Here is a 23,279-nt window from a genome sequence, read left to right on the forward strand (position 1 = left end):
GAACAACTTCGCCGCTTCTTACTGAAGCAACTTTACTACTATATCATTTCGTTAATAGGTTGTCAACACTTTTAATCAATGTTTTCAACACCGCTTTGTTGTTAACTAGCGATTAACGACTGCTTTAATATAATAACACCTTGATTAGATAACGTCAATCCTTAATTTAAATTCTTTCTCTTCCACCAGCTTTCTTCTATTATATACAGAAAAGCCGCCCCACAGCACGGGGCGGTTTTTCTGTTATTTTGTAATTTTAATAATTCCTTCTTGTTGCATTTCAACCCTGCCTTGCTTTTCAATAACAATTTTTTCGCCTTCAGCTAAATTCGTGAAGACAATTGGAGTAATGGTTGATGTTGCATGCTCTTTAATATAATCAAGATCAATTTTTAATAACGGCTGTCCTTTTTCGACAATGGCATTTTCTGAAACTAATGTCTCAAAACCTTGTCCTTTTAAGTTAACCGTATCGATTCCAACATGAATGAGTATTTCGCGGCCGGTATCAGATAAAATACCAATAGCGTGTTTGGTCGGGAATAGGTTAATGATTTTTCCATCAACAGGTGAAACCACCATTCCTTCCGCTGGTACAATCGCAAAACCGTCACCCATCATTTTTCCGGCAAAGACTTGGTCTGGTACTTCTGTGATTGGTTTAATTTCACCTTTTAACGGTGAAACAAAAACATCTTCTGTTTTATGTTCTGATTGCAACGCTTCTGGGATTACTTCTTCAATTTGTTGTTCTACACCTTTTTCCGGTGCTTTTTCTACTACCCTTGGTTTTTTACCACTCATAATATCTTGCATTTGCCCCTTAATGATTTCTGAACGCGGCCCAAAAATAGCTTGGATATTGTTGCCAACTTCAAGCACACCCGCTGCCCCAAGTTTTTTCAGTTCATCTTTATCAACATTTTTAATATCATTTACAGATACGCGTAGACGTGTAATACAAGCATCTAGATGAGCAATGTTTTGCTGCCCGCCCATTGCCTCAAGAATATTGTTAGCAAGGTCGCCAGCTCCCCCTTTTGCCCCTGTTTCAGATGTTGCTTTTTCATCAACTGCTTCTCTGCCTGGAGTCTTTAAGTTAAATTTTGTAATCGCGAAACGGAAGACAAAATAGTAAATAACAGCAAAACATAGTCCTAAAAGAACGGCAATCCACCATGGCTGCTTGCCTGGCAAGATTCCGAATAAGAAGAAGTCAATCGCTCCTCCTGAGAAAGTGTAACCTAGGTGAACATTAAGGACAGCCATTAATACAAAGGAAAGACCATCTAATACTGCATGAATTAAGAATAGAATTGGTGATACAAACATAAATGAGAATTCAATAGGTTCAGTAATACCTGTTAAGAAAGAGGTTAATGCGGCTGAACCAAGCAGACCAGCGACGAGCTTTTTCTTTTCTGGGCGGGCTGTGTGATACATTGCCAACGCTGCTGCCGGCAATCCGAACATCATTACCGGGAATTCACCGCCCATAAAGTTACCGGCCGTTATTTTCACATTGTCCTTTAATTGCGCGAAGAAAATCGTCATATCACCGTGGACAATTTGACCAGCGGCGGTTTTATAAGATCCGAATTCGTACCAAAACGGCGCGTGAAAAATATGATGTAATCCAAATGGGATCAGTAATCGTTTAATAAATCCAAAGAAGAACACAGCAACATACGTTCCGCTGCCGAGCAGCCAGGTAGACGCACTGTTCATGCCATGCTGAATTGGCGGCCAAATAATTAATAGCAACAAACCCGCTATAAACGAAGCTGCTGCGGTGGCAATCGGAACGAACCGTTTTCCCGCGAAGAATCCAAGAAATGATGGCATTTCAATATCATGAAAACGATTGTAACAATAAGCAGCAATCAATCCGACGATAATCCCGCCAAACACCCCTGTTTGCAGGGTCGGAATCCCTAAAACACTTGAATAACTTGGATTATCAGCAATCATTTTTGCCGTAACACCAAGCCATGAACTCATTACCTGGTTCAATACCAAATAACCCACAATTGCAGCAAGGGCAGCGGCTCCATCACCAGCTAAACCAATTGCAACACCGGCTGCAAAGATAAGCGCAAGGTTGCCAAAAATAATACTGCCTGCATCCTCCATAACACCCGCTACTAGTTGAATCCAATGAGCATCTAAAAATGGCAAATATTCAAGCATCGTTGGCTGCTGGATAGCATTACCTATTCCTAACAAAAGACCTGCTGCTGGTAACAGCGCAACTGGTAACATTAACGCTTTACCAACCTTTTGCAGTACGCCAAAAGCTTTTTTAAACATAAAGAATACCTCCTGAAATTTTCGTTCGGCTCATTAAGCGTTTACACTTTTAAAAAAAAAACAACAAAAAAGGCATGAGTAAAAGTTCAATCGAATAAGGCTACGGGGTATAGAATACCCTCTCTGCCTTCATTTCAATTAAATACTTTTTACTCATGCCTGATCGAATCAGTAACACGCAAAAAATAATAGCTATTTAAATTTGTTTTGAAGCCTCTGCAGATGCATGGTTAGATAGACTGCTTCTGCATCATAGACCTTCAATTTTAATGATTGCTGCATCACTTTAATGAGCTTCCACGAGAGATTATAGCATACCGGATATTCCTCTTTCAAGAGGGAAGCAATTTTTTCTGGCTCCTCGACTCTTTCACCTTTGAGCACGCGCTCAATCGCGAAACGAAGATGGCGAACGAGCCTCATATAATCGATGCTTTCTTTATCAATCTCTATTTTAAACTGTTCCTCTACCATTCCAACCAATCGGCTGACAAGCTGTGAGTGTTGATTTACTTCCGATAAATTTTTATTAGTAATCGCACTATGGATATGCAGTGCAATAAACCCAATCTCTCCGGCAGGCAGACTGAACCCTGTCTTTTCCTTAATAAGCGCAACTACATCGATTGCTACTTCATACTCGCGGCGGTAAAGGGCTTTTGTTTCCACTAAAAAGGGATTGGTCATTTCCATTCCCTGCGATGCCCGCGTTATCGCAAACATTAAGTGGTCGGTCAAGGCAACATGGATATGTTCATTCAACTGTGAATGGGTCCGCTGCTTAATGAGTTCGATTGCAGAAATAATCACTTCTAAATAATCATGATCGATAAAAGGCAGCAGTTTAAGGTAGTTTTCCTGTTCTTTTTCATTTCTTAAAACAAATAGTTTTTCTACTGATTCTGTATCGATAAGGTCTCCTCGTTTCCGGTTAAAGCCAATCCCTTTACCAATTACCACAACTTCTTCGTAGGAAGGGTGTTCAGCGATTAATACATTATTATTTAGGACCTTATCAATCCGTAAATTTGCTATACCCTTCCCCTCCATTTATCCCACTAAACATTAGTATATTCATGTTATAAGAGAGAAATCAGGAAGTCAACGACAATTATGTGAACACTCGCTACACAATTACTCGAATTTCATTCCGCGCAGGCCAATGAAAAAGAATAGGGCCGAAAAACCAAAAAGAGCGAGCGTATCCCTCATAAGTGTGGCCGAATGCAGGCTGCCGCTGATGATTTCTTTAAAACCGGCCATCGCCCAGCTTTGCGGAACGGCCAAGGCAATTTTCTGCATCAAATCCGGGACTACTTCAATTGGCCAATACACGCCCCCAAGCATACAGGTACTGACAATTAAAACAGCACTAACGGCTGACGCCTGCTGCTTTGTTTTGACAAGACCGGCAATCATCAGTCCAAAGCCAACGACACTCAGAATCACAAGTGAGGCAAAGGGAATAAAATAAACCAAGCTTCCCCAGGTTGTTTCAAATAGTAAATTCATCGTCACCATCAGGACAGCAAATTGAATCCACCCCATGAAAAAGTAAGCCAAAAGGTAGCCTAAACTGACTTGCAGTTTACTAGCTGGAGAAACCATCAATCTTCCCCACGTACCGCCAATTCGTTCTTCTAGAATGGTTGAAGCTGCTCCAGATAGACCGAACATCATAAACATGATCGCAAAACCAACAAACATTAGGTTGGTTTCCACAGAATTATTCGAATCCTTTTGGATGATCTGCTTTTCGACCATGATACCCTTATTATTCGTGATGGCGTCGAGTACCTTTGGAAGAGCATCAGCCTCTAACTTCGAAGTGGCCTGATAGGAGCGGAGGACCAGCCCCGCCGTTCCCTCTAAATGGGTAGACAAAGCGAGATAATCTTCGTTCTTCCGTTGGACAATAATATCAAACAATGGTTTCGTTTCCGTGATTCTTTGACCGATATCATCCGGTAACACCACCGCAGCCACTGCATCCTGAGCAGAAACATTTTTTTCGGCCTGGTTTCGAGACTGCTGTTTCCAGTCAAAATGATGGTCCTGCTTTAACAGATTAAACATTTCTTTGCTGACTGGAGAATCACTTAGTACAACATTAACAACCGGTTTATTTTGATCTGAATTCATAGTCATTCCGCCGAAAATCCAACTAAATAGGGCAGGCATAACGAACATAAGCACCAATACTCCAGGGGATTTAAAAAACTCCTTCAAATGAAGTAAGAGAATCGTCCAGATTTTACGCATATTTACCTCTCCTTTCCCACGAAAGGCGAATTAAGCCAATGGCGAAAAAGAACAAGCCTAGGCCGATTGATCCCGCAATGGCTGGCAGAATCTTAGAAACTGTGGCACCAGACATTAAATCTAAATACGTTTGCAGGGCAAGCCCATTCGGCAAAAATTTAGTGATAAAAACGACCCAATTCGGAAAAACATAGAGTGGGACCATACTTCCTCCTAAGGCAGCCATAATTTGCGTCCCAAACATCCCGGCAACATTAAACGATTTTTCTGTCTTAATAAAGGAGCCAGCTAACACACCAAGTCCACTTGCATTCACAACAAACGCAAACGTCATGATAACAATCCCTGAAACGGAGGAGCCCCAATCTACCCCAAAGATAAGGCTGGTTCCGACAATGATAATAAACACTTGTAGTAAGCAAATAATCATTAACCCCAGCATTTTTCCGAGCAGATAATTCGGGTAGGTTAAATTCGTAAGCAGCAGACGGTTAAACACATCTTGTTCCTTCTCGAGGATCATCGTGGAAACACCTTGAACAACCGTCATTAACAAAAACATTACGCCCATGGCGGCAGCATAATATTGAAAGGAACTGACCGGCTTTGTCTTAGCATCAATTGTGGTTTCATTTAGAAGCGGCTTCTTCCCATATCCTTCTTGCATGATTCCGCCCTGATTTCCAGTTTGAACCGGCTGAGCCATTTGTGACACGACAGCCTCAATTGGTATCGAGCGGGAAAACTGCTCAATCACATTTTGAACGATGGTTGCGTTAATAACGGTGTCAGGCACCGATAAAAGCTTCACCTTTGTTTCTTCACCTGACATTAATGAGGCGGTGAAGTCATCTTGGATGATAATTCCGACCGTCAGCTTGTGGTCTTTTATTTTTTTATTCAATTCATCTTCCTGATAGTACTTCACTTGAATTTGCTTAGATAAACTTTTCGAAAAGACTTCCTCTGTTAATACTTTGCTAAGCTGACCTTGATCTAAATTAACGACACCAAGCGTAAACTTTTTAATCGAAATATCTTCGTCTTCCTTCATCATATTTCCTAAGGCTGATCCTAAAATAGCAATCAATAGAAGCGGCATCAAAATTAGCGTTAAAAAGGCCTTTTTATCACGAGCAATTAGTAATAAGTCCTTCCAAGCAAGCCACAAGAATTTCATCGTCCCCACCTCCTAATCCCGTAGATTCCGTCCGGTTAAATGCAAAAAGACGCTTTCAAGGTTGGGTTCGACGATATCCACTGAGGTAATCTTCGCGCCTGTTTTTGTCACCGACTGGATAAAATCAGTTAAAATCAGTTGCGGCTCTTTATGGAAAACCATTACTTGTTGATCTTGAATTTGAAAATCCTTGTCTGAAAAAAACGTCGTTAGCGACTCCGTAATTTGCTCCGGATTGAACCTTTCCTTATCCATTGCTAAGATAATTTTCGAATGATCACCGATTGTCTCCCTCAGTTCACTTAAAGTACCAGAAGCGATTAGCTCACCGTGATCAACAATTCCAATCCGTTCGCAAAGGTATTCGACTTCCTCCATATAATGACTAGTATAAATAATTGTCATTCCTTCGTTATTTAAACGCTTGACCGTTTCTAAGATATGATTTCTTGATTGCGGATCGATACCGACTGTCGGCTCATCCATGATTAATAATTCCGGTTTATGTAAAATCGCGGCACCGATATTGACCCGGCGTTTCATTCCGCCGGAAAAAGTTTCTACCTTGTCTTTTGCCCGCTCCGATAATCCAATAATCTCAAGCACCTGATCCACACTCTTCTCCAACGCACTGCCGGATAAATCGTACATCCTCCCCCAAAACTTTAGATTTTCCCGTGCTGACATTGACTGATATAGCGCAATCTCCTGCGGGACAACGCCAATCCACTTTTGGGCCTGTTTTTGGTTTTTGACCACATCAATATCTTTAATATGAATTTCCCCTGAGGTCGGCGGAAACAACCCGGTAATCATATTAATCGTTGTCGACTTCCCTGCTCCATTAGGTCCCAGAAGCCCGTAAGACTCTCCTTTTTCTACTGCAAATGAAACGCCCTTCACTGCCTCAAATTTCCCGAAAATTTTACGTAAATCTTGAACGGTTAGCATGTTCATTTGTAACCACTCCTTTTCAATCATCATCTCACACTTACATCATACCGAAGCCTTTTGGCGGAATTTGTCATTTGTTGGCTTTTTTTTAAAAAATAAAAGGGAACTACGGCAGCCGCAGTTCCCTGTACACTCTATTTTAAAAAGATAAAATATAAGACAAAGATGACAAAGAAAAAGTACATGATTGGGTGGATTTCCTTAGTTTTCCCTTTAACAATCATGGTAATCGGGTAGAAGATAAAACCCATCGCAATTCCTGTTGCAATACTATAGGTGAGCGGCATCGTAACCATTGTTAAAAATGCCGGAACAGCAATTTCAAACCGTTTCCAGTCAATTTTTCCCAAAGAAGAAACCATCAATACCCCGACAATGACCAAGGCTGGTGTTGTGACAGGTGCGGTGATGACCGATAATAACGGAAAGAAAAAGAGCGACAAAATAAATAAGGCAGCGGTAACCAATGAAGCAAATCCAGTTCTTGCCCCTGCCGCAACCCCCGCCGTTGACTCAACGAAAGAAGTGGTTGTCGATGTTCCAAGAACCGCCCCAACGCTAGAGGCAATAGAGTCGGAAATGAGCGCCCTTCCTGCACGAGGAAGCTTGTTATCCTTCATTAGACCCGCTTGACCAGCAACAGCAACAAGTGTACCGGCATTGTCAAAGAAGTCAACAAACAAGAAAGTCAGAATAACTCCAAGCATCGCTGTCGTGTAAAACGAGCTATCACCAAACGAGGAAAACGCAGCCCCAAAGGTTGGCGCAATACTTGGAACATGACCAACCACTTGATGCGGCATTTTTATTTCGCCAAAAATTACTCCAACAATGGCCGTCAATATCATCCCATAAAATACGGCACCTTTAATTCCACGTGTCATCATAATGACAGTTACGACAATCCCAAAAATCGCGAGTAGCGGACCGCCCGCCGTTAAATCCCCTAATTCAACAAGTGTGGCATCATTATTCACAATGATTTGTGCACTTTGTAAACCAACAAAGGTTATAAATAATCCAATCCCTGCTCCAACTGCATACTTTAATTCAATCGGAATGGCGTTAATGACTTTTTCACGAAGGCCTGTTAATGTAAGCAAGAAGAAAAATATACCCGAAATCAACACGGCACCGAGTGCATGCTGCCATGGAATGCCACTCCCTAAGACGACAGAAAAGGCAAAAAACGCGTTTAATCCCATTCCCGGCGCCAAGGCCAGTGGATACTTTCCAATCAGCCCCATGATAATCGAACCGATTGCAGCTGCTAAGGCAGTAGCTACAAATACGGCACCATAATCCATTCGTAATGCATCAGGAAAGTCTTTTACAGCCGCAAGTGATAAGGTTAACGGGTTAACCACTAGTATATAAGCCATTGCTAAGAAGGTGGTAAATCCACCGATAATTTCTCTGCGATAATTTGTGCCATGTTTTTCAAACTCAAAATACTTCTGCATTTCTTTTTCCCCCTAGTAATCTCTATTTTACGCAAAAAACACTCCGGCATTTTCTACCGGAGTGATGACTTTAGGCATGTGTAATAAATAGAGGATAGAAATGCCCCTTTATTAAAAACACTGCCTCGTAGTCAAGCCATTTACGGTGGCTCGGTAGAAACTTTTGGGCCATATCCCCAACATTATACGATGCAATTTATAATTCCCTTAATTCCTTTTTCATTTTAGCAGGAAATGTACAGCTTGTAAATAAAAAAACGAACGATATTATTCAAAAAAATAATATCGTTCGTGATTTGCTAATTGTTATTCCCATTCAATCGTTGCAGGCGGCTTGCTGGTTATATCGTAAACAACGCGGTTTACATGGGCTACTTCGTTGACAATCCTTGTTGAAATGACTTCAAGGACATCCCACGGAATCCGTGCCCAATCGGATGTCATCCCGTCAATCGAGGTGACCGCGCGGATTCCAATCGTGTAATCATATGTTCTAGCGTCCCCCATGACACCAACACTGCGGATATCCGGGAGGACCGTGAAGTATTGCCAGATTTCGCGGTCAAGACCTGCCTTTTTAATTTCCTCACGGAGGATCCAATCGGATTCGCGGACAATTTCCAATTTATCTTCAGAAATGGCCCCAAGGACACGAATACCAAGGCCAGGACCTGGGAATGGCTGCCGCCAAACGATATCATCCGGAATGCCAAGCTCCGTTCCAAGGGCACGAACCTCATCCTTAAACAAGGTGTTCAGCGGTTCAATTAATTTAAACTGCATGTCTTCCGGCAGTCCGCCGACATTGTGATGCGATTTAATCGTTTGCGCCGTTGCTGTGCCGCTTTCAATGATATCGGTGTAAAGCGTTCCTTGTGCTAGGAAGTCGATACCCTCAAGCTTTGTTGCTTCATCATCAAACACATAAATGAACTCATTGCCGATGATTTTCCGTTTTTTCTCAGGGTCAGAAACACCCTCCAATTTCGATAGGAAACGGTCCTTTGCATCAACCTTGATGACATTCATATGGAATCCTTCAGAGAAAGTCTTCATCACGCTGTCTGCCTCATTTTTACGAAGCAGACCATGGTCGACAAAAATACAGGTGAGCTGGTCGCCTATCGCTTTATGGATCAACACGGCGACAACGGATGAATCCACCCCGCCGCTTAAGGCACAAAGCACCTTTTTATCGCCAACGAGCTCACGAATCTTCGCCATTTCCTTTTCCACAAAGTTCCCCATGGACCAATTGCCGCTGCCCTCACAGACATTAAAGACAAAATTCTTAAGCAGCTCCGTTCCATAAACGGAATGAAGGACTTCCGGGTGGAACTGCACAGCATATAGTTTTCGCTCCTCATTACTCATCGCCGAAATCGGACAGGACGGGTTCGTCCCATCGACTGTGAACCCTTCCGGTGCCTCAACAACAAGGTCGCCATGACTCATCCATACAGTCTGCTCCGTAGGGAGACCGCCAAATAGCACGGACGGATGTTGAACCGTCAGTGTTGCTTTTCCATACTCACGCTGCAATGCTTTTTCAACCTTCCCGTTAAAATGGACGGTCATAAGCTGCATCCCGTAGCAAATCCCAAGGATTGGCAGGCCCATTTCAAAAATGGATTCATCACAGCGGAACGAATTTTCATCATACACACTGTTTGGCCCCCCGGAAAAAATAATTCCTTTCGGGTTCAATTGGCGGATTTCCTCTGCCGTAATCGTATGCGGATGCAGCTCACTGTAGACACCAAACTCACGAATCCGGCGTGTAATCAGCTGATTATATTGACTCCCAAAATCTAAAACAACAATCATATCTTGTTTTTCCGTCAAAAAGGCCACCTCAATTTTCTAATGTTATTACTAGCTTTTACCACAAATGAAAAAAATAAAAAAAAAACTAGAATTCTCCCTCCTCAAATATCAGGAAGGCAGAATTCTAGTTTTATTAGAAAAATTAGATACAGAAATCCTACCTTCATAGTCAGGTCATTTTAAGGCGACCCGGTAGAGACTCTCGAACCATATTTTCGAGGATATATGAAGAAAACGTACTTATTCAATTAATAAGACATATTGTAACAAGAGGTTGTTTTTCTGGTCAAGTAATTGTCTTTTTAATTAAATTTTCCCACAACTCACGCGACTCTTTCCATGTCCCCTTTGGCAGGCTTTGATGATACATATATTGTTCATAGTAAGCAGTTAATCGGGTCATGTCCCGTGTTGAATAGAAGGTGTCGATGTACCGGGCATAATTCCTCAGTGTCTGGTTTTCCTTCCGATTTATTCCATAACGTTCAAACTGATTCAACAAAATCAAATACGCTGCACCGATGTTTTCATCCTTTTTCTTAAACCTATATAGCAGTAAAACACAGTATGGAACCCACTTGCCGCGGATTCGATAAAGAGTGGCCGTAATACCGGTTAAAAGGACAAGAACGAGAAAAATTAGTTTCCAATTATTTTTCAAGGTTAATTTCGCTTTATTTAAGATGTTTTTAACATCAAAGGATTTCTTTGCATCTTCCGGTGTCTTTAGGACATCTTTTTCGACATGCTGCGGCTTTTTCACAGGCGGCGGTGTACTCTGCGGATTCGTTGACGCTGGAACCGCATCTGTTTGATAATTGATGATGGCCCCATTCGTAAAACCCTTTGTAGGCTCAAACGGGACCCAGCCTTGATTTGGAAAATAAACTTCCACCCAGGAGTGGGCATTATTGTTAGTTACTTGGTAATACCGCTTCGATGTGTCATCTTGGCTGTATTCTTGAAAATCTCCGCCGGTAAATCCTTTAACCCACCTTGTCGGAATCCCCAAAGACCTCAGCATTACAACCATCGAGCTTGAAAAATTATCACAATAACCATGTTTTGTCTCAAATAAAAATTGATCAACATAATCATCATTGGTGTCAGGCACCGCAACATTTTTTTGGTCATAGGTGTAATCCGATTTGCCAAAATACCCTTCGACGGCTTTCGCCTTTTCAAACCAGCTTGTTTTTCCGGCAGTTATTTCCTCTGCCAGCACTTTGACTCGATCCGGTAGTTGATCAGGCAGTTGCGTATACTGCATATAGAAAAAATGATCTTTAACTGACTTCTCCGAGTCGAAGCTTGCTGTTTGCTTTAAATCAGCGGCCTTATATTTTGGAATCTCATAGACTGCTGTAAAAGCGCGGGGCACAACCGGATTCTGATCATTATTAAAAAAGCTAATCCTCTCATTGTTTGCATCAACCACGAATCGATTTCCATCGGGGTCAGACGGCTCCATCGCCGAGATCATCTTAATACCTGCCGGATACATAATATAGTTGTATTTATACTTTCCATGGACGATTACTCTGGCAGATTCCTTGATGGTTTCAACGGTTTCGGGATAAGAAGTTACAGGGACAAACTCCTCCTCCCGATAGGAGATGAGTGTTGACCCCGATGCAAGCCAGCCTTTTCCCGTATACGTATCCTTTGTCTCCATCTTCCAATAATTCTTTCCATTTGCCTCGTAGGCAAAAACCGGGCTATCGTCCCCTATGAATGGACCACCTAACGCAGTATCATCTGTCCCGTAGCCAATTTTATGAGGACCGGCCTTATTGCCCTCCGCGCCTTCTTTATTATTATTTGCCGTAAAAAACGGAACAGGATCCGGCCAAATCGGTGCGGCCTTTGGGGCAGCGATTCCGACGAGAACGCTAAAAACAATCATTCCTGCCAGCGGTACCATCCACCTCCGGAGGAAGGAGGAATCACAGTTGACCTTTTCCTTCCGGGTCATCCGGTAAAACGTCAGCATTCCCATCACTGCAAACCCGGCAATGATTGTGCGTACAATCGCTGCCTTTGCACTATAGGGTGTAAAAGTATCCAGGACACTAATATAAATCAACGTCATTAAGAAAAAGATAAATATCCGCTGCCGATTCAGGAGCCAATAATGAATTAAGTAAACCATTAACCACAGGAGGATAAAAAACAGTAGCGTCCGAAATTCATTCGATAAATCGTTCCAATGCCTGCCTGCCAGCAATACAATGTTATCGGCACCATCCGTGATGAATGCCTTTAACCAGCGAAACTGAAAGAATCCTTCTTGATAATAAAGCCGATTAACCGAATATAAGATAAATACCAGTTTTATAATCAATTGCCAAGGCCATTTCATATGGAAAAATGAAATCGCAAATGAGAGAAGCAGAAAGAAAATAAACATTTCGATATTGTCTGTTTCCGTTAATTGTTCAATCGGCCTGAGCCATTCCCAGAGAAGGAAAAAGCCAAAGGTATATAAAAACAGTGAAGGTAAATCCCTTTTTCTCAATATACATTCACCCCCGAAAAGGCTGATTCATAATCCCCTTCATGAACCATAACGATTCGAACGCCACGTGCATTCGCGATGGCAATCAAGGAACGTTCATTTTCCGAAGGTACTTCCGTTTGACCCTTTAGTAGAAAAAGAGTGATTGAACCCTTTCGTTGACCAAGAAAGCTCGCTTTTTCGATTAATGGCTTTGTTAATTGCGCGGTAACCAGCAAATATGACACCGCTTGTTGGATAAAAAGTCCTTCTGTCTCGATTACTTTTTCAAGAGGTGTGATACTCTTGGCCTCGATTTTTGCCAGGTGATAAAAGAGCTGCCTTAGGTGCTGTTCCCCGCCTCTGATAGGAAACGAGGCCCTTTCTTTACTAATCGTTAACAGCCCTGTCTGAGCGCCCTTTTTCAAAATTGCCCGCAGCAATGACGCGGTAAAGGAGACAACGGGCTCAAAGCGCTTGTCGGGTACACAGTCCATTACAACAAAAACATCATGTGATTGCCGCTGCTCAAATTCCTTTGTCATGATCTCGTTCCGCTTTGCGGTGGCCTTCCAGTTAATCCACGAAAAACGGTCGCCTGGCTGATAATCCCTCACGCCAATCGCCATCGATGTATCGCGCTGTACACGTTCCCTCGAAGCCGTTAATCCTTGATCATAATGGTTTTCAAATGGCCGGTAGAGAAGCTCGGAATAGGCCGGATAAACGATGATTTTCCCATCCGCCGTGAAGATCTTTTCTTTTTCAAATAACCCAAGCGGATCACCAATTTTTACAGTAAAGTTGTTGAAAAAGTGTTCCCCGCGCGGCAGCTCATCAATGATGTATTCATAGGAAAACTCTTTTTTCATGCCAGGCAGCAGTAATGCCTTTGCAGGTCTTTGTTGATTGGCAAATTTCAACGGATCATCTAAATGGTCTTCCATCAGTAAATAAAATAACGGAAAGGCCTTTGTCCTTTTTACCGTTACGGTTACCCTTAAAGGCTCTCCCGCATTGTAATCCGTTTTCGGCAAAACCCTTGTTATTTCAAGTTCATTTAAGGAATAGAAGGAAAGTGCGACGCAGTAAATCGCAAAGGGTAAAAAGCTATAAAATATAAACCAGCTGACAAATCCGCCTTGGAACATGGCATACGAGAATGTTAGCAAAATCAAAAAAAGTAACAGGAAAAACTTCCATACCTTTTTGAACAGATTCCATCCCTTTTTCATTTACTTCACAAGCCTTTGGACTGGAACAGGTACGCGTGTCACGACCCGATTCACCACTTCTTCTGCAGAAATCCCTTCGAATTTCGCCTCCGATTTCAAAATAATCCGGTGAGATAAAACGAATGGCGCTAAATATTGAATATCGTCTGGAAGGACATAATCACGGCCATACATATAGGCATACGCCTGGGCCGCTTTCATTAAGGATATCGATCCCCTTGGGCTTGCGCCAAGATAGACACTGCCATGCCCCCTTGTCCGGTTGACAATGTCGACAATATAACGCTTAATCGTAGCGTCAACGTAAACTTCTTTGATTTCGTTCTGTAGGGAGAGAAGGCCCTCCAGGTCGATAACTGGATTAAGGTCTTCAATTGGCGGCACCCTTTGTGCCCTGTTCAATACTTCAATTTCCTCATTGAGATCTGGATAGCCCATTTTCATTTTTAATAAAAAGCGGTCAATTTGTGCCTCAGGCAGCGGATAGGTACCTTCATATTCAATCGGGTTTTGCGTCGCCATCACGAAGAACGGCTTGTTCAATTTATGGGTCACCCCATCGATGGTTACACTCGCTTCCTCCATTCCCTCTAAAAGCGCCGACTGGGTCTTCGGGGATGTCCGGTTAATTTCATCGGCAAGGATGATGTTGCCCATTAACGGCCCAGGACGAAATTGAAATTCCATTTCTTTCGGATTATAAATCGAGATCCCGGTGACGTCCGATGGCAAGAGATCTGGTGTGAACTGGATTCTACGAAAATTGGCATTAACCGATTTTGCAAGAGCACGGACCATCATCGTTTTTCCGACTCCCGGGACGTCCTCTAGCAGCACGTGGCCTCCGGCAAGCAGAGCGACGAGACTTAGTTCGGCGACATCCCTTTTTCCAATCATGACCTTTTCAATGTTTACTAGTATTTTTTCAATCGTGGGATTCATTTGTTCACGGGACAAGGCGATTCCTCCTCATTGGATATTGGCCAATTTATGGCATTCTACCTATGTATTCTATTTTTATATGGAAAAATCCTGTATTTTTGGACAGACAATCTTTAAGCTGGGTATTATTAGTATACGGAGAAGGTGCGGGGTGGCGTTTCGATGAGTAATTTTTTGGTTATGGCTCATTTTTGTAGTCTTTGGCTGATTTTTTATCGTTTTCAGTGCCCATACAGGGTGGAAAAACCGGCTCTCGGGCACTCAGATAGGTTTTCAGTGCCCATGCAAGGTGAAAATGGGGGCTCTCGGGCACTCAGACAGTGTCTCAGTGCCCATGCAGAGTGAAAAAACTGACCAATGGGCACTCAAAGAGGTCATTATTATTAAAATACACACTCTCTCCCCAATAACTAAATAGCTTTTCATTAAAACCACGGTTTATGGCTGATTAGACACTTTATGGACCCCCCCCAAAAAAAGAGGCCTCTCAAAAGGTCGATTCATTAACGACACTTTTGATCCAGCCTCCATTTTTAGTAGTGATTATCTGAATTTTGTCTTATAACGCCCTTTTCTCAGGGGTTAATTTTGTTCCAGCCAACTCTTTACCCTTTATCTCCGATTTGACTTTAAGTTCATCTTTTAAACCTTTATATGTCGAGTAGCACATGAACAGCATCAATACCGCAAGCGGGATGGCTGTTGCGACGAGGGCGGATTGCAGCCCCTTTAGCCCTCCAGTCACGATTAAAACAGTAGATATCGCTGCAATGACTACTCCCCAAACGATTTTGGTCTTATGGGTTGGATTTGGATTTCCATTTTCACTTATCATGCCGAGAACGAAAATCGCCGAATCCGCAGATGTAATAAAGAAAATAAGCACGAGTACCATGGCTAAAATACTTAGAACCACACTCATAGGGAAGTAATCAAAAAACTTAAATAGCGCAGATGTCACATCCGAAGATACCGCGGCTGCAATTGCCGTTTTGCCATGATTTTGAATAAGATCGAGTGCGGATCCTCCCATAACAGCAAACCACAAAAACGAACCAAGAACAGGGATGAAAACAGCTCCCATCATAAACTCTTTAATGGTTCTTCCTTTGGAAATCCTCGCAACAAAACTTCCAACAAGCGGTGCCCAAGCAATCCACCAGCCAAAATAGAATAATGTCCAGCTTGCAATCCATGAACCGTCGTTATATGGCTCCGTTCGGAACGACATACCAATAAAGTTTTGCGCATAATCGCCAATTCCTTGAAAGAAAATTTTTAGCAGGGATTGTGTTGGTCCAAGTACTAACACAAACGCTAATAGAGCAAATGCTAAGATCATATTTAGATTGGATAAGTGTTTGATGCCGCCTTGCAGTCCTGAAACAGATGATCCAAGATAGAGGGCGGTTACAATTACCATGATGACAACCTGGGTTGAAAAGCCTACAGGAATTCCCCAAAGATAATGCATCCCGCTATTCACCTGCAGTGTTCCGAAGCCTAGGGATGTTGCAATTCCAATAACAATAGAAAGGATAACAATAATATCAATAAATTTACCAAAAGGACCTTTAATTTTGTCACCAACTAAAGGATAAAAAACAGAACTTAATGAAGCCGGCAACTTTTTTCTAAACTGGAAGAATGCTAAGGAAACACCTACAACTGCGTAACACGCCCATGCAGAAACTCCCCAATGTAGATAAACGAATTGCATGGCAAGCTTCGCTGACTGCTCCGAAGAAGCTTTTCCAAATGGAGGGTCAATATAATAAGAGACAGGTTCGGCAACGCCCCAGAAGACAAGGCTGATACCAATCGACGCACTAAAAAGCATGGCAATCCATGTCGCTGTTTTAAATTCAGGACGATCATCATCATCCCCTAATCGGATATGACCAAACTTCGAAATTCCAATATACATACTAAAGGCAAAGAAAATAAAAACACTTCCAAGAATAAACCAGCCTAAATTGTTATAAATAAAACTAAGTGATGAATTGGAGAAGGTCTCTAATTGCTTTGGAGCAAAAACGCCCACGCTAATTAACAATAAGCTAAGAACTAAAGAAATATGAAAAACAGCTTTCTTACTATTCATCTTATCACTCCCTATTTAGTTATTCCGAATACTAAGCTCCTGATATAATGTAAGCGATTTCTATAATGTTAATAAATATGGCCGAATATGGTTAATAATCAGTAAATTTGGGTTAGCAGCACGTAAAGTACAGAGGTACATGTGCTGCCGACCTAACTTTTATTAAACTGTTTTGGAGAGCAAAAGTTTTCCAATAATACCTGCTACTCGATCACCAACTTCGGAAGTAGAAGCAGTTCCCTTCATATCAGGCGTCAAAACCTTTTCCTCCACCAGCAGTTCCTCAATTGCATCCAACACGAGCTTTCCGTAATTTTCATATCCTAAAAAGTCAAGCAGCTGGCTGGCCGACCAAATGGTAGCTAAAGGATTGGCAAGGCCTTTTCCTGCGATATCAGGAGCAGAGCCGTGAATCGGCTCAAACATGGATGGATAGGTTTTTTCCGGATTAATGTTAGCACCCGCTGCAAGTCCTATTCCGCCAGCTAATGCTGCACCTAAATCTGTTAAGATATCTCCGAATAAATTAGACGTGACGACCACTTCAAATCTTTTTGGATCAGAAATCATTAACATCGCGGCCGCATCGACGAGATATGAAGCGGTTGTGACATCCGGATACTCTTTGCTCACCTCTTCAAACACCTGGTCCCAGAAAACCATCGAATAGTTCAGCGCATTTCCTTTACTAATGCTAGTAAGTGACTTTCCTTCTCTTCTTGCCACTTCAAATGCATAGCGAATCACCCGCTCCGTTCCTTTTCGGGAAAATACGCCTGTTTGTAATACCACTTCATTTTCTTGACCTTTAAAAAGCCAATCCCCTGCACCCGCGTATTCACCCTCGCTATTTTCACGGATAAACAGCATGTCTAACTCTTCTCTATTCACGTCCTTCAACGGACAAGGGGCGCCTTTTATCAGTTTAATCGGGCGGATATTTATATATTGATCAAAACTTTTTCTAATCTTTAAAAGTAAATCCCATAATGAGATATGGTCAGGGACACCTGGGAAACCTACAGCTCCTAGAAAAATCGCATCAAAGTTTTTTAATTTTTCAATACCATCCTCGTCCATCATCACACCATGCTGGGTATAATACTCGCATCCCCATGGGAAGTACGTATATTCAAATTGGAGCGAACCATCCAATTCTGCAATTTTATTTAAAACTTTGATTCCCTCGTGTAGCACTTCAGGACCAATCCCATCTCCAGGAATCACGGCAATTTTATATGTGCTCATTAAATTTCGCCTCTGTTCCATACTACTAATTTTAATTCTGTCATTTCCTCTACCGCATATTTTATACCTTCACGGCCAGTTCCGCTCTCTTTAACTCCTCCATAAGGCATATGGTCGACTCGGAAGGTCGGGATATCATTAATCATAACAGCCCCGACTTCAAGAGCGTCACTGGCAAATAATGCTTGATCAACATTTTTCGTATAAACACCAGCTTGCAGACCGTATCTTGAATCATTTACGTAACCAATCGCTTCTTTAACAGAGCTTACCTTATTAACAATTACAACTGGAGCAAATACCTCTTGGCAAGACACCTTTAACTTTGGATCGACATTGACAATCACCGTTGGCTCTAAAATACCGTCCGCTAGTTTGCCGCCTGCTAAAACCACCGCATCATTCTGTTTTGCTTCTTCAATCCATCCTAACGCACGTTCTGTTTCCTTTTTAGAAATTAAAGAAGAAATATACGTATTAGGGTCTAATGGATCTCCAGTTCTTAATTGTTTCGCCGCTTCTGCTAACTTCTCAACAAATTGATCATACACGTCTTCATGGGCATAAATGCGCTGCAAGGAAATGCATACTTGCCCTTGATTCGAAAACGCTCCTGTTACACAGCGATCAACCACCTGATCAATAGCTGTATCTTTATCTAAAATAACGGCAGCATTTGATCCAAGCTCTAACGTTGTTTTCTTTAATCCAGCTTTATTGCGAATAGCAATTCCTACCGCTGGGCTTCCGGTAAATGTGACCATCGCTACACGCTCATCCCGGATTATTTCTTCCCCTACTACCGAACCCGGACCAGTTACTACATTTAAAACTCCATCCGGCAGCCCTGCCTCTTTGAAAAGCTCGGCAATGTACAAGGCAGATAATGGGGTTTGTGAAGCAGGTTTTAACACGATTGAATTACCCGATGCAATCGCAGGTCCAACCTTATGGGCAACAAGATTCATAGGAAAGTTAAACGGTGTAATCGCTCCAATGACGCCTATCGGCTTGCGAACAGTATAACCAATTCTGCCTACTCCGCCCGGGGAAGCATCAAAAGGAATGGTTTCACCATGGATTCTTTTTGCCTCTTCTGCCGCAAATTTATAGGTCTCCACTGTTCTTAATACCTCGCCCTTAGCAAAGGTAATCGGCTTAGCTGATTCTAGTGCAATGACTTCTGCCGCTTGATCCACTCTTTCATTCAATAATGCTGCCACTTTTTCCAAAATTGCTGACCGTTCGAAGGCCGGTAGTTTTGAAATCACTTGAAATGCATCCTGAGCCGATTGGATGGCATCCCGCGTCAGTTTCTCGTCGGCCATCGCAATCTCAGCAATCGGTTCTCCAGAATAAGGAGAATAAAGCGGTTCATAATTTCCTGCCTCAACTTCCCTGCCATTAATAAATAAGTGCTTTTTCTCAACTACTCTTACATTAGTCATCGACCCAACGCCTCCAATACCTTTTCGTGAAATTGAACAATTGCCTTCTCCGATGAAGAATAAACCCCTTGGTTAAAGGCACGTGAACGGAATCCAATTTGCTCTAATTCTACTAATTCTACATCTTCTTGTCTGACCTGTTCCGCGAATGTCACTAAGTCTTTTTCTTCCTGAGTTAAGTTCTCATCTCTAAAATAGTAAGTATAAACCGCTAATGTTGTTTCGTGGTCTATAGGAATCATTTGAATCGTTGCCATATTTGCTGGTCCAGGATAAATGGTTACCATTAAGTTTGGCCATAGCCAGTAGAACTCCCCACCCTGCATTTCTGCCTCGTTTAAGTCAGTTGTACCCATAGTCTTATCTGGTTTGACAACAGAGGCTTGAACAGAATAATTTTGGCAGGTAACAATCTGATAGTTTTTCATATCCAAAGTGGCTACAAAGCTTGGATGAGCCACATGGCAGTGGTCACACTCTAAATAGTTGTCAATAAATGCCTTCCAGTTTGACTTAATGACACGTGTCTTCTGGTTTATACGCTTTAATTCTCCTAAGAACGGGAACTTCGCCAAGCGCTCGAAGAAATCACCATACGTTTCTGCTAAAGATGTGCAGTTATCATCAAGGTTGACGAAAATAAGCGATTCCATAATCTCCATTTTTACAGATCTTAAGCAGCGGTCGCTGACACAATGAGCATCTTCGCCTGTAAAGTTTGGTGCCTTATTTAACTGGCCATCTAAATGGAAGGTCCAGCCGTGGTAGCCGCATTGAAGAATTTTCTTTGTACCTGATTCACTTTTTTCAAGCTTTGTCGCGCGGTGCGGACATACATTGTAAAAAGCGCGAATCACTTCATCTTTTCCACGCGTAACAATAATCGGTTCCCCCGCTACCTCAGTGGTAAAAAACTGACCTACTTTTTCTAATTGACTGACATGTCCTACTAATTGCCATGATTTCGCGAACACATCCTCTATTTCTTGCTGATACACCAATGGATCGGTATATAAATCATAAGTTAACGTTCTTTCAAATGTTTTGCCCGTCTTGTTTACAACCGGATTATACGTTGCCATCTTCTTTTCCTCACCTTCAAACGATTATTTTTATTAAAACTATAAAACGTTTTCAGTTCAGCCATTGGATCAAACCCCTCTTAATAAGTTGAGTTCAAAACAATTCACCCTTAAACTCCTATTTTCAACATGAAAATAGTGTAAAGTGTTTACAGGATGCTGAATATTTAGTTAAATGAATCTAGTAAGCTATACTTATGAAGTTAGCTGATTACCAACACTCACTTTTACTTATTGCAATTATCGTGCCAACATTACAATATTAGTGTTACTTAGAAAGTTGTCACAATTTGCACACATTTCCTTCAAAACCTGAGTTGTTTTTAACTCACTTGAATTAAAAACGAATCAATCGTAAGGGGAGTCGAAATCTATGTTATTTACCATGCAAAGTCCTTTTGAAATTACCGGAGATATACTTAAACAGATCCTCGACTATTCCTCTGACGAAATTTTTGTCCTTGACGGGGAACAACGAATTATTTATGTAAACAGCGCCTGTGAAAGACATTATGGGCTAAAACCGGCAGATGTCATGGGGAAATATAACCTCGAACTATTCGAAAAGGGATATTGGAAGCCATCGATTGTACCACTGGTTTTTAAAGAAAAAGAACCTGTTACGATTAAACAGACAACCTATATCGGGGCAGAGCTCTTAACGACAGCCGTTCCGATTCTAAATGAAAAAGATGAAATCGACCTAGTGGTGATTACGTCACAAGAACTGCAAAACTATAAAAGTATTAAATCCGAAAAAGAAAAGAGCCCCATAAATAGTGCCGGCTTAAACCCAATTACGAATTGCGAAAACATGAAAAACATCCTAAAGATGTGCGAAAAAATCGCCAAAGTGGATTCTACTATTTTAATCCAAGGGGAATCTGGAACTGGAAAAGGAGTATTGGCCCAATACATTCACGACAGCAGCAAAAGGTCGGAGAAAACATTTTTAAAAATAAATTGCGCTGCTTTGCCTGAGGATTTGCTTGAATCAGAACTTTTCGGCTATGGGGAAGGGGCATTTACCGGCGCCAGCAAGTACGGAAAAAAGGGCCTGTTGGAAGTAGCCGACCAAGGGACATTGTTCTTGGATGAAATCGGCGAAATGCCGTTATCATTACAAGCAAAATTACTGCAGGTCATCCAAGAGAAACAATTTATTCCGATTGGAAAAAACGAATTGAAGAAAGTGGATGTCCGGATTATCGCGGCAACAAACAGGGATTTAGTTGAAATGGTAAAAATGAATACGTTTCGCGAGGATTTATTTTACCGCCTTAATATTATCGACATCCACCTGCCGCCGCTCCGGGAACGCCGGGAAGATATCGTCCCTTTGACATACAATTTTTTATACAAATTTAATAAAAAATATGAAATGAATAAAATCATTTCGAAAGAATGCCAGGATATTTTTCATTTGTATTCGTGGCCGGGAAACATCCGGCAGCTTGAAAATGTATTAGAACGGCTCGTCGTTACAAGTGAAGCGAACATCATCACTAAAGACGACCTGCCAGAACTAATCTTACACAACACCAACACACAAACGGAATACCTTCTTCCGTCCACATTGGACGATGCCATTGAACATGTGAAGAAAACATTGGTAGCCGAGTCGTTTAAAAAGCACAAGAGCTCGCGAAAGGTTGCAAAGGATTTGAATATAAGCCAAACGAGGGCTGTGAAGCTGATTAATCAGTATTGCGGGGACGTTACTGAATAAGATAAGAGGATGATTCTGATTGGCTGCGGCCTTAGATTCATCCTCTTTATTTTTCCAATCATGTGTTAAAGGTTGGCGGCCTTAAAGGTATCCCCGCCCTCGATGGTGCCGTTTTCGAATCCCTTATAAAACCAGCGCTTCCTCTGGGCAGAAGTTCCATGTGTAAAACTTTCCGGAACCACATAACCCTGTGCCTTCTTCTGAATATTATCATCACCGACAGCATTTGCTGCATTTAATGCCTCTTCAAGGTCGCCTTTTTCTAGGTAGCCCTTCCCTTCCGCATAGTGGGCCCAAACACCAGCCAAATAATCTGCTTGCAATTCAAACCGGACCGAGTATTGATTGGACTTTCTCTGGGCTGCTGAAACATGCTCCCCTGTATGCAAAAGAGTCTGAACGTGGTGACCAACCTCGTGGGCGATAACATAGGCCATTGCAAAATCACCAGGCGCCTGGAATTTCTCTTTTAACTCCTGATAGAAACTTAAATCAATATATAGCTTATGGTCACCCGGACAATAAAACGGCCCCACCGCTGAACTGGCAAAACCGCAGGCAGACTGAATGCTGCCACTGTACAAAACGAGCGTAGGATTTTCGTATTTCAGTCCTCTCTTCTTAAACTCGTCCGACCAAACATCCTCCGTATCGGCAAGTACGACCGAAACAAAATTTTTCGATTCCTTCTCTTGCGTCGATTCCTCGTAAGGGACAGTTGTATTTTCGCCATTATTCGATGACATGTTATTGATTAAATCTCCAGGGTTGCCACCGAGAAGTGTATAGAGGAGAATAATAACAATCCCGCCAATCCCGCCCCCAACCACGGTTTTGCCGCCCATTCCTCTTCTGTCTTCAACGTTTGAGCTCGCCCGTCTTCCTTTCCATTTCATTTCTTTTAACCCCCTATATAAACGTATTCCTATGATTACTATTTCCATAGTGGTATACCCATATTAGGGAGATTGAAAGAATATATTAGAAAAATAATTCAT

General features: G+C 42.0%; 16 protein-coding genes and 2 riboswitches. Of the genes, 1 reads left to right on the forward strand and 15 read right to left on the reverse strand.

Annotated features, from left to right (window positions below; translation table 11 throughout):
* Positions 1–243: 243 nt before the first annotated feature.
* The 14 genes from ptsG to BSO02S_RS23425 form a co-directional block, all read right to left on the reverse strand.
* Positions 244–2,310: a glucose-specific PTS transporter subunit IIBC gene (ptsG, locus tag BSO02S_RS23355; protein WP_066073444.1), complete on the reverse strand. Its 2,067-nt coding sequence runs from the start codon at positions 2,308–2,310 to the stop codon at positions 244–246.
* A gap of 192 nt (positions 2,311–2,502) precedes the next feature.
* A complete protein-coding gene (gene glcT / locus BSO02S_RS23360) occupies positions 2,503–3,360 on the reverse strand; it encodes a glucose PTS transporter transcription antiterminator GlcT (RefSeq protein ID WP_066073447.1) in 858 nt (285 codons plus the stop codon).
* A gap of 84 nt (positions 3,361–3,444) precedes the next feature.
* Positions 3,445–4,572, reverse strand: a complete 1,128-nt coding sequence (locus BSO02S_RS23365) for an ABC transporter permease (RefSeq protein ID WP_066073449.1) — start codon at positions 4,570–4,572, stop codon at positions 3,445–3,447.
* Complete coding sequence (locus tag BSO02S_RS23370; protein ID WP_066073452.1) at positions 4,565–5,752, reverse strand: ABC transporter permease; 1,188 nt, start codon at positions 5,750–5,752, stop codon at positions 4,565–4,567. The genes BSO02S_RS23365 and BSO02S_RS23370 overlap by 8 nt, the downstream gene beginning before the upstream one ends.
* A 12-nt stretch (positions 5,753–5,764) precedes the next feature.
* On the reverse strand, positions 5,765–6,703 hold the full coding sequence (locus BSO02S_RS23375; protein WP_066073490.1) for an ABC transporter ATP-binding protein: 939 nt from the start codon (positions 6,701–6,703) through the stop codon (positions 5,765–5,767).
* 137 nt (positions 6,704–6,840) lie between these two features.
* Entirely contained in the window at positions 6,841–8,169 is a 1,329-nt protein-coding gene (locus BSO02S_RS23380; RefSeq protein ID WP_066073455.1) for an NCS2 family permease, read from the reverse strand.
* A 108-nt stretch (positions 8,170–8,277) separates the two neighbouring features.
* Positions 8,278–8,379, reverse strand: a riboswitch (purine riboswitch).
* Positions 8,380–8,475: 96 nt separating this feature from the next.
* Positions 8,476–9,996: a glutamine-hydrolyzing GMP synthase gene (gene guaA / locus BSO02S_RS23385; protein WP_066073493.1), complete on the reverse strand. Its 1,521-nt coding sequence runs from the start codon at positions 9,994–9,996 to the stop codon at positions 8,476–8,478.
* Between the two features lie 146 nt (positions 9,997–10,142).
* Positions 10,143–10,245, reverse strand: a riboswitch (purine riboswitch).
* A gap of 37 nt (positions 10,246–10,282) precedes the next feature.
* Positions 10,283–12,514, reverse strand: coding sequence for a transglutaminase TgpA family protein (locus tag BSO02S_RS23390; RefSeq protein WP_066073459.1), 2,232 nt, complete (start codon positions 12,512–12,514; stop codon positions 10,283–10,285).
* Positions 12,511–13,728, reverse strand: a complete 1,218-nt coding sequence (locus BSO02S_RS23395; protein WP_066073462.1) for a DUF58 domain-containing protein — start codon at positions 13,726–13,728, stop codon at positions 12,511–12,513. Before BSO02S_RS23395 ends, BSO02S_RS23390 begins: the two co-directional genes overlap by 4 nt.
* Complete coding sequence (locus BSO02S_RS23400; protein ID WP_425320410.1) at positions 13,729–14,670, reverse strand: AAA family ATPase; 942 nt, start codon at positions 14,668–14,670, stop codon at positions 13,729–13,731.
* Positions 14,671–15,229: 559 nt separating this feature from the next.
* Complete coding sequence (locus BSO02S_RS23410) at positions 15,230–16,774, reverse strand: BCCT family transporter (RefSeq protein WP_066073469.1); 1,545 nt, start codon at positions 16,772–16,774, stop codon at positions 15,230–15,232.
* A gap of 162 nt (positions 16,775–16,936) precedes the next feature.
* The gene (locus BSO02S_RS23415; RefSeq protein WP_066073477.1) at positions 16,937–18,022 is read right to left on the reverse strand and encodes a tartrate dehydrogenase; all 1,086 of its coding nucleotides are present in this window, start codon (positions 18,020–18,022) and stop codon (positions 16,937–16,939) included.
* Positions 18,022–19,470, reverse strand: a complete 1,449-nt coding sequence (locus BSO02S_RS23420; protein ID WP_066073480.1) for an aldehyde dehydrogenase family protein — start codon at positions 19,468–19,470, stop codon at positions 18,022–18,024. Before BSO02S_RS23420 ends, BSO02S_RS23415 begins: the two co-directional genes overlap by 1 nt.
* Entirely contained in the window at positions 19,467–20,552 is a 1,086-nt protein-coding gene (locus BSO02S_RS23425; protein WP_066073484.1) for an aromatic ring-hydroxylating oxygenase subunit alpha, read from the reverse strand. Before BSO02S_RS23425 ends, BSO02S_RS23420 begins: the two co-directional genes overlap by 4 nt.
* Before the next feature lie 373 nt (positions 20,553–20,925).
* On the opposite strand from BSO02S_RS23425, the gene BSO02S_RS23430 reads away from it, so the two are divergent.
* Positions 20,926–22,281, forward strand: a complete 1,356-nt coding sequence (locus tag BSO02S_RS23430) for a sigma-54 interaction domain-containing protein (protein ID WP_096190920.1) — start codon at positions 20,926–20,928, stop codon at positions 22,279–22,281.
* A 65-nt stretch (positions 22,282–22,346) separates the two neighbouring features.
* On the opposite strand, the gene ypfJ is transcribed toward BSO02S_RS23430, so the two are convergent.
* The gene (gene ypfJ, locus BSO02S_RS23435; RefSeq protein WP_066073487.1) at positions 22,347–23,177 is read right to left on the reverse strand and encodes a KPN_02809 family neutral zinc metallopeptidase; all 831 of its coding nucleotides are present in this window, start codon (positions 23,175–23,177) and stop codon (positions 22,347–22,349) included.
* Between the last annotated feature and the right edge of the window lie 102 nt (positions 23,178–23,279).

Origin of the sequence: Neobacillus soli NBRC 102451, assembly GCF_001591665.1 — a bacterium.
Classification (GTDB): Bacteria; Bacillota; Bacilli; order Bacillales; family Cytobacillaceae; genus Neobacillus; species Neobacillus soli.

Excerpts from the sequence above, each read along its gene's own strand:
- ptsG (WP_066073444.1), bottom strand. The coding sequence starts at position 2,310 with ATGTTTAAAAAAGCTTTTGGCGTACTGCAAAAGGTTGGTAAAGCGTTA.
- glcT (WP_066073447.1), bottom strand. The coding sequence starts at position 3,360 with ATGGAGGGGAAGGGTATAGCAAATTTACGGATTGATAAGGTCCTAAAT.
- BSO02S_RS23365 (WP_066073449.1), bottom strand. The coding sequence starts at position 4,572 with ATGCGTAAAATCTGGACGATTCTCTTACTTCATTTGAAGGAGTTTTTT.
- BSO02S_RS23370 (WP_066073452.1), bottom strand. The coding sequence starts at position 5,752 with ATGAAATTCTTGTGGCTTGCTTGGAAGGACTTATTACTAATTGCTCGT.
- BSO02S_RS23375 (WP_066073490.1), bottom strand. The coding sequence starts at position 6,703 with ATGCTAACCGTTCAAGATTTACGTAAAATTTTCGGGAAATTTGAGGCA.
- BSO02S_RS23380 (WP_066073455.1), bottom strand. The coding sequence starts at position 8,169 with ATGCAGAAGTATTTTGAGTTTGAAAAACATGGCACAAATTATCGCAGA.
- guaA (WP_066073493.1), bottom strand. The coding sequence starts at position 9,996 with ATGATTGTTGTTTTAGATTTTGGGAGTCAATATAATCAGCTGATTACA.
- BSO02S_RS23395 (WP_066073462.1), bottom strand. The coding sequence starts at position 13,728 with ATGAAAAAGGGATGGAATCTGTTCAAAAAGGTATGGAAGTTTTTCCTG.
- BSO02S_RS23400 (WP_425320410.1), bottom strand. The coding sequence starts at position 14,670 with ATGAATCCCACGATTGAAAAAATACTAGTAAACATTGAAAAGGTCATG.
- BSO02S_RS23410 (WP_066073469.1), bottom strand. The coding sequence starts at position 16,774 with ATGAATAGTAAGAAAGCTGTTTTTCATATTTCTTTAGTTCTTAGCTTA.
- BSO02S_RS23415 (WP_066073477.1), bottom strand. The coding sequence starts at position 18,022 with ATGAGCACATATAAAATTGCCGTGATTCCTGGAGATGGGATTGGTCCT.
- BSO02S_RS23420 (WP_066073480.1), bottom strand. The coding sequence starts at position 19,470 with ATGACTAATGTAAGAGTAGTTGAGAAAAAGCACTTATTTATTAATGGC.
- BSO02S_RS23425 (WP_066073484.1), bottom strand. The coding sequence starts at position 20,552 with ATGGCAACGTATAATCCGGTTGTAAACAAGACGGGCAAAACATTTGAA.
- BSO02S_RS23430 (WP_096190920.1), top strand. The coding sequence starts at position 20,926 with ATGTTATTTACCATGCAAAGTCCTTTTGAAATTACCGGAGATATACTT.
- ypfJ (WP_066073487.1), bottom strand. The coding sequence starts at position 23,177 with ATGAAATGGAAAGGAAGACGGGCGAGCTCAAACGTTGAAGACAGAAGA.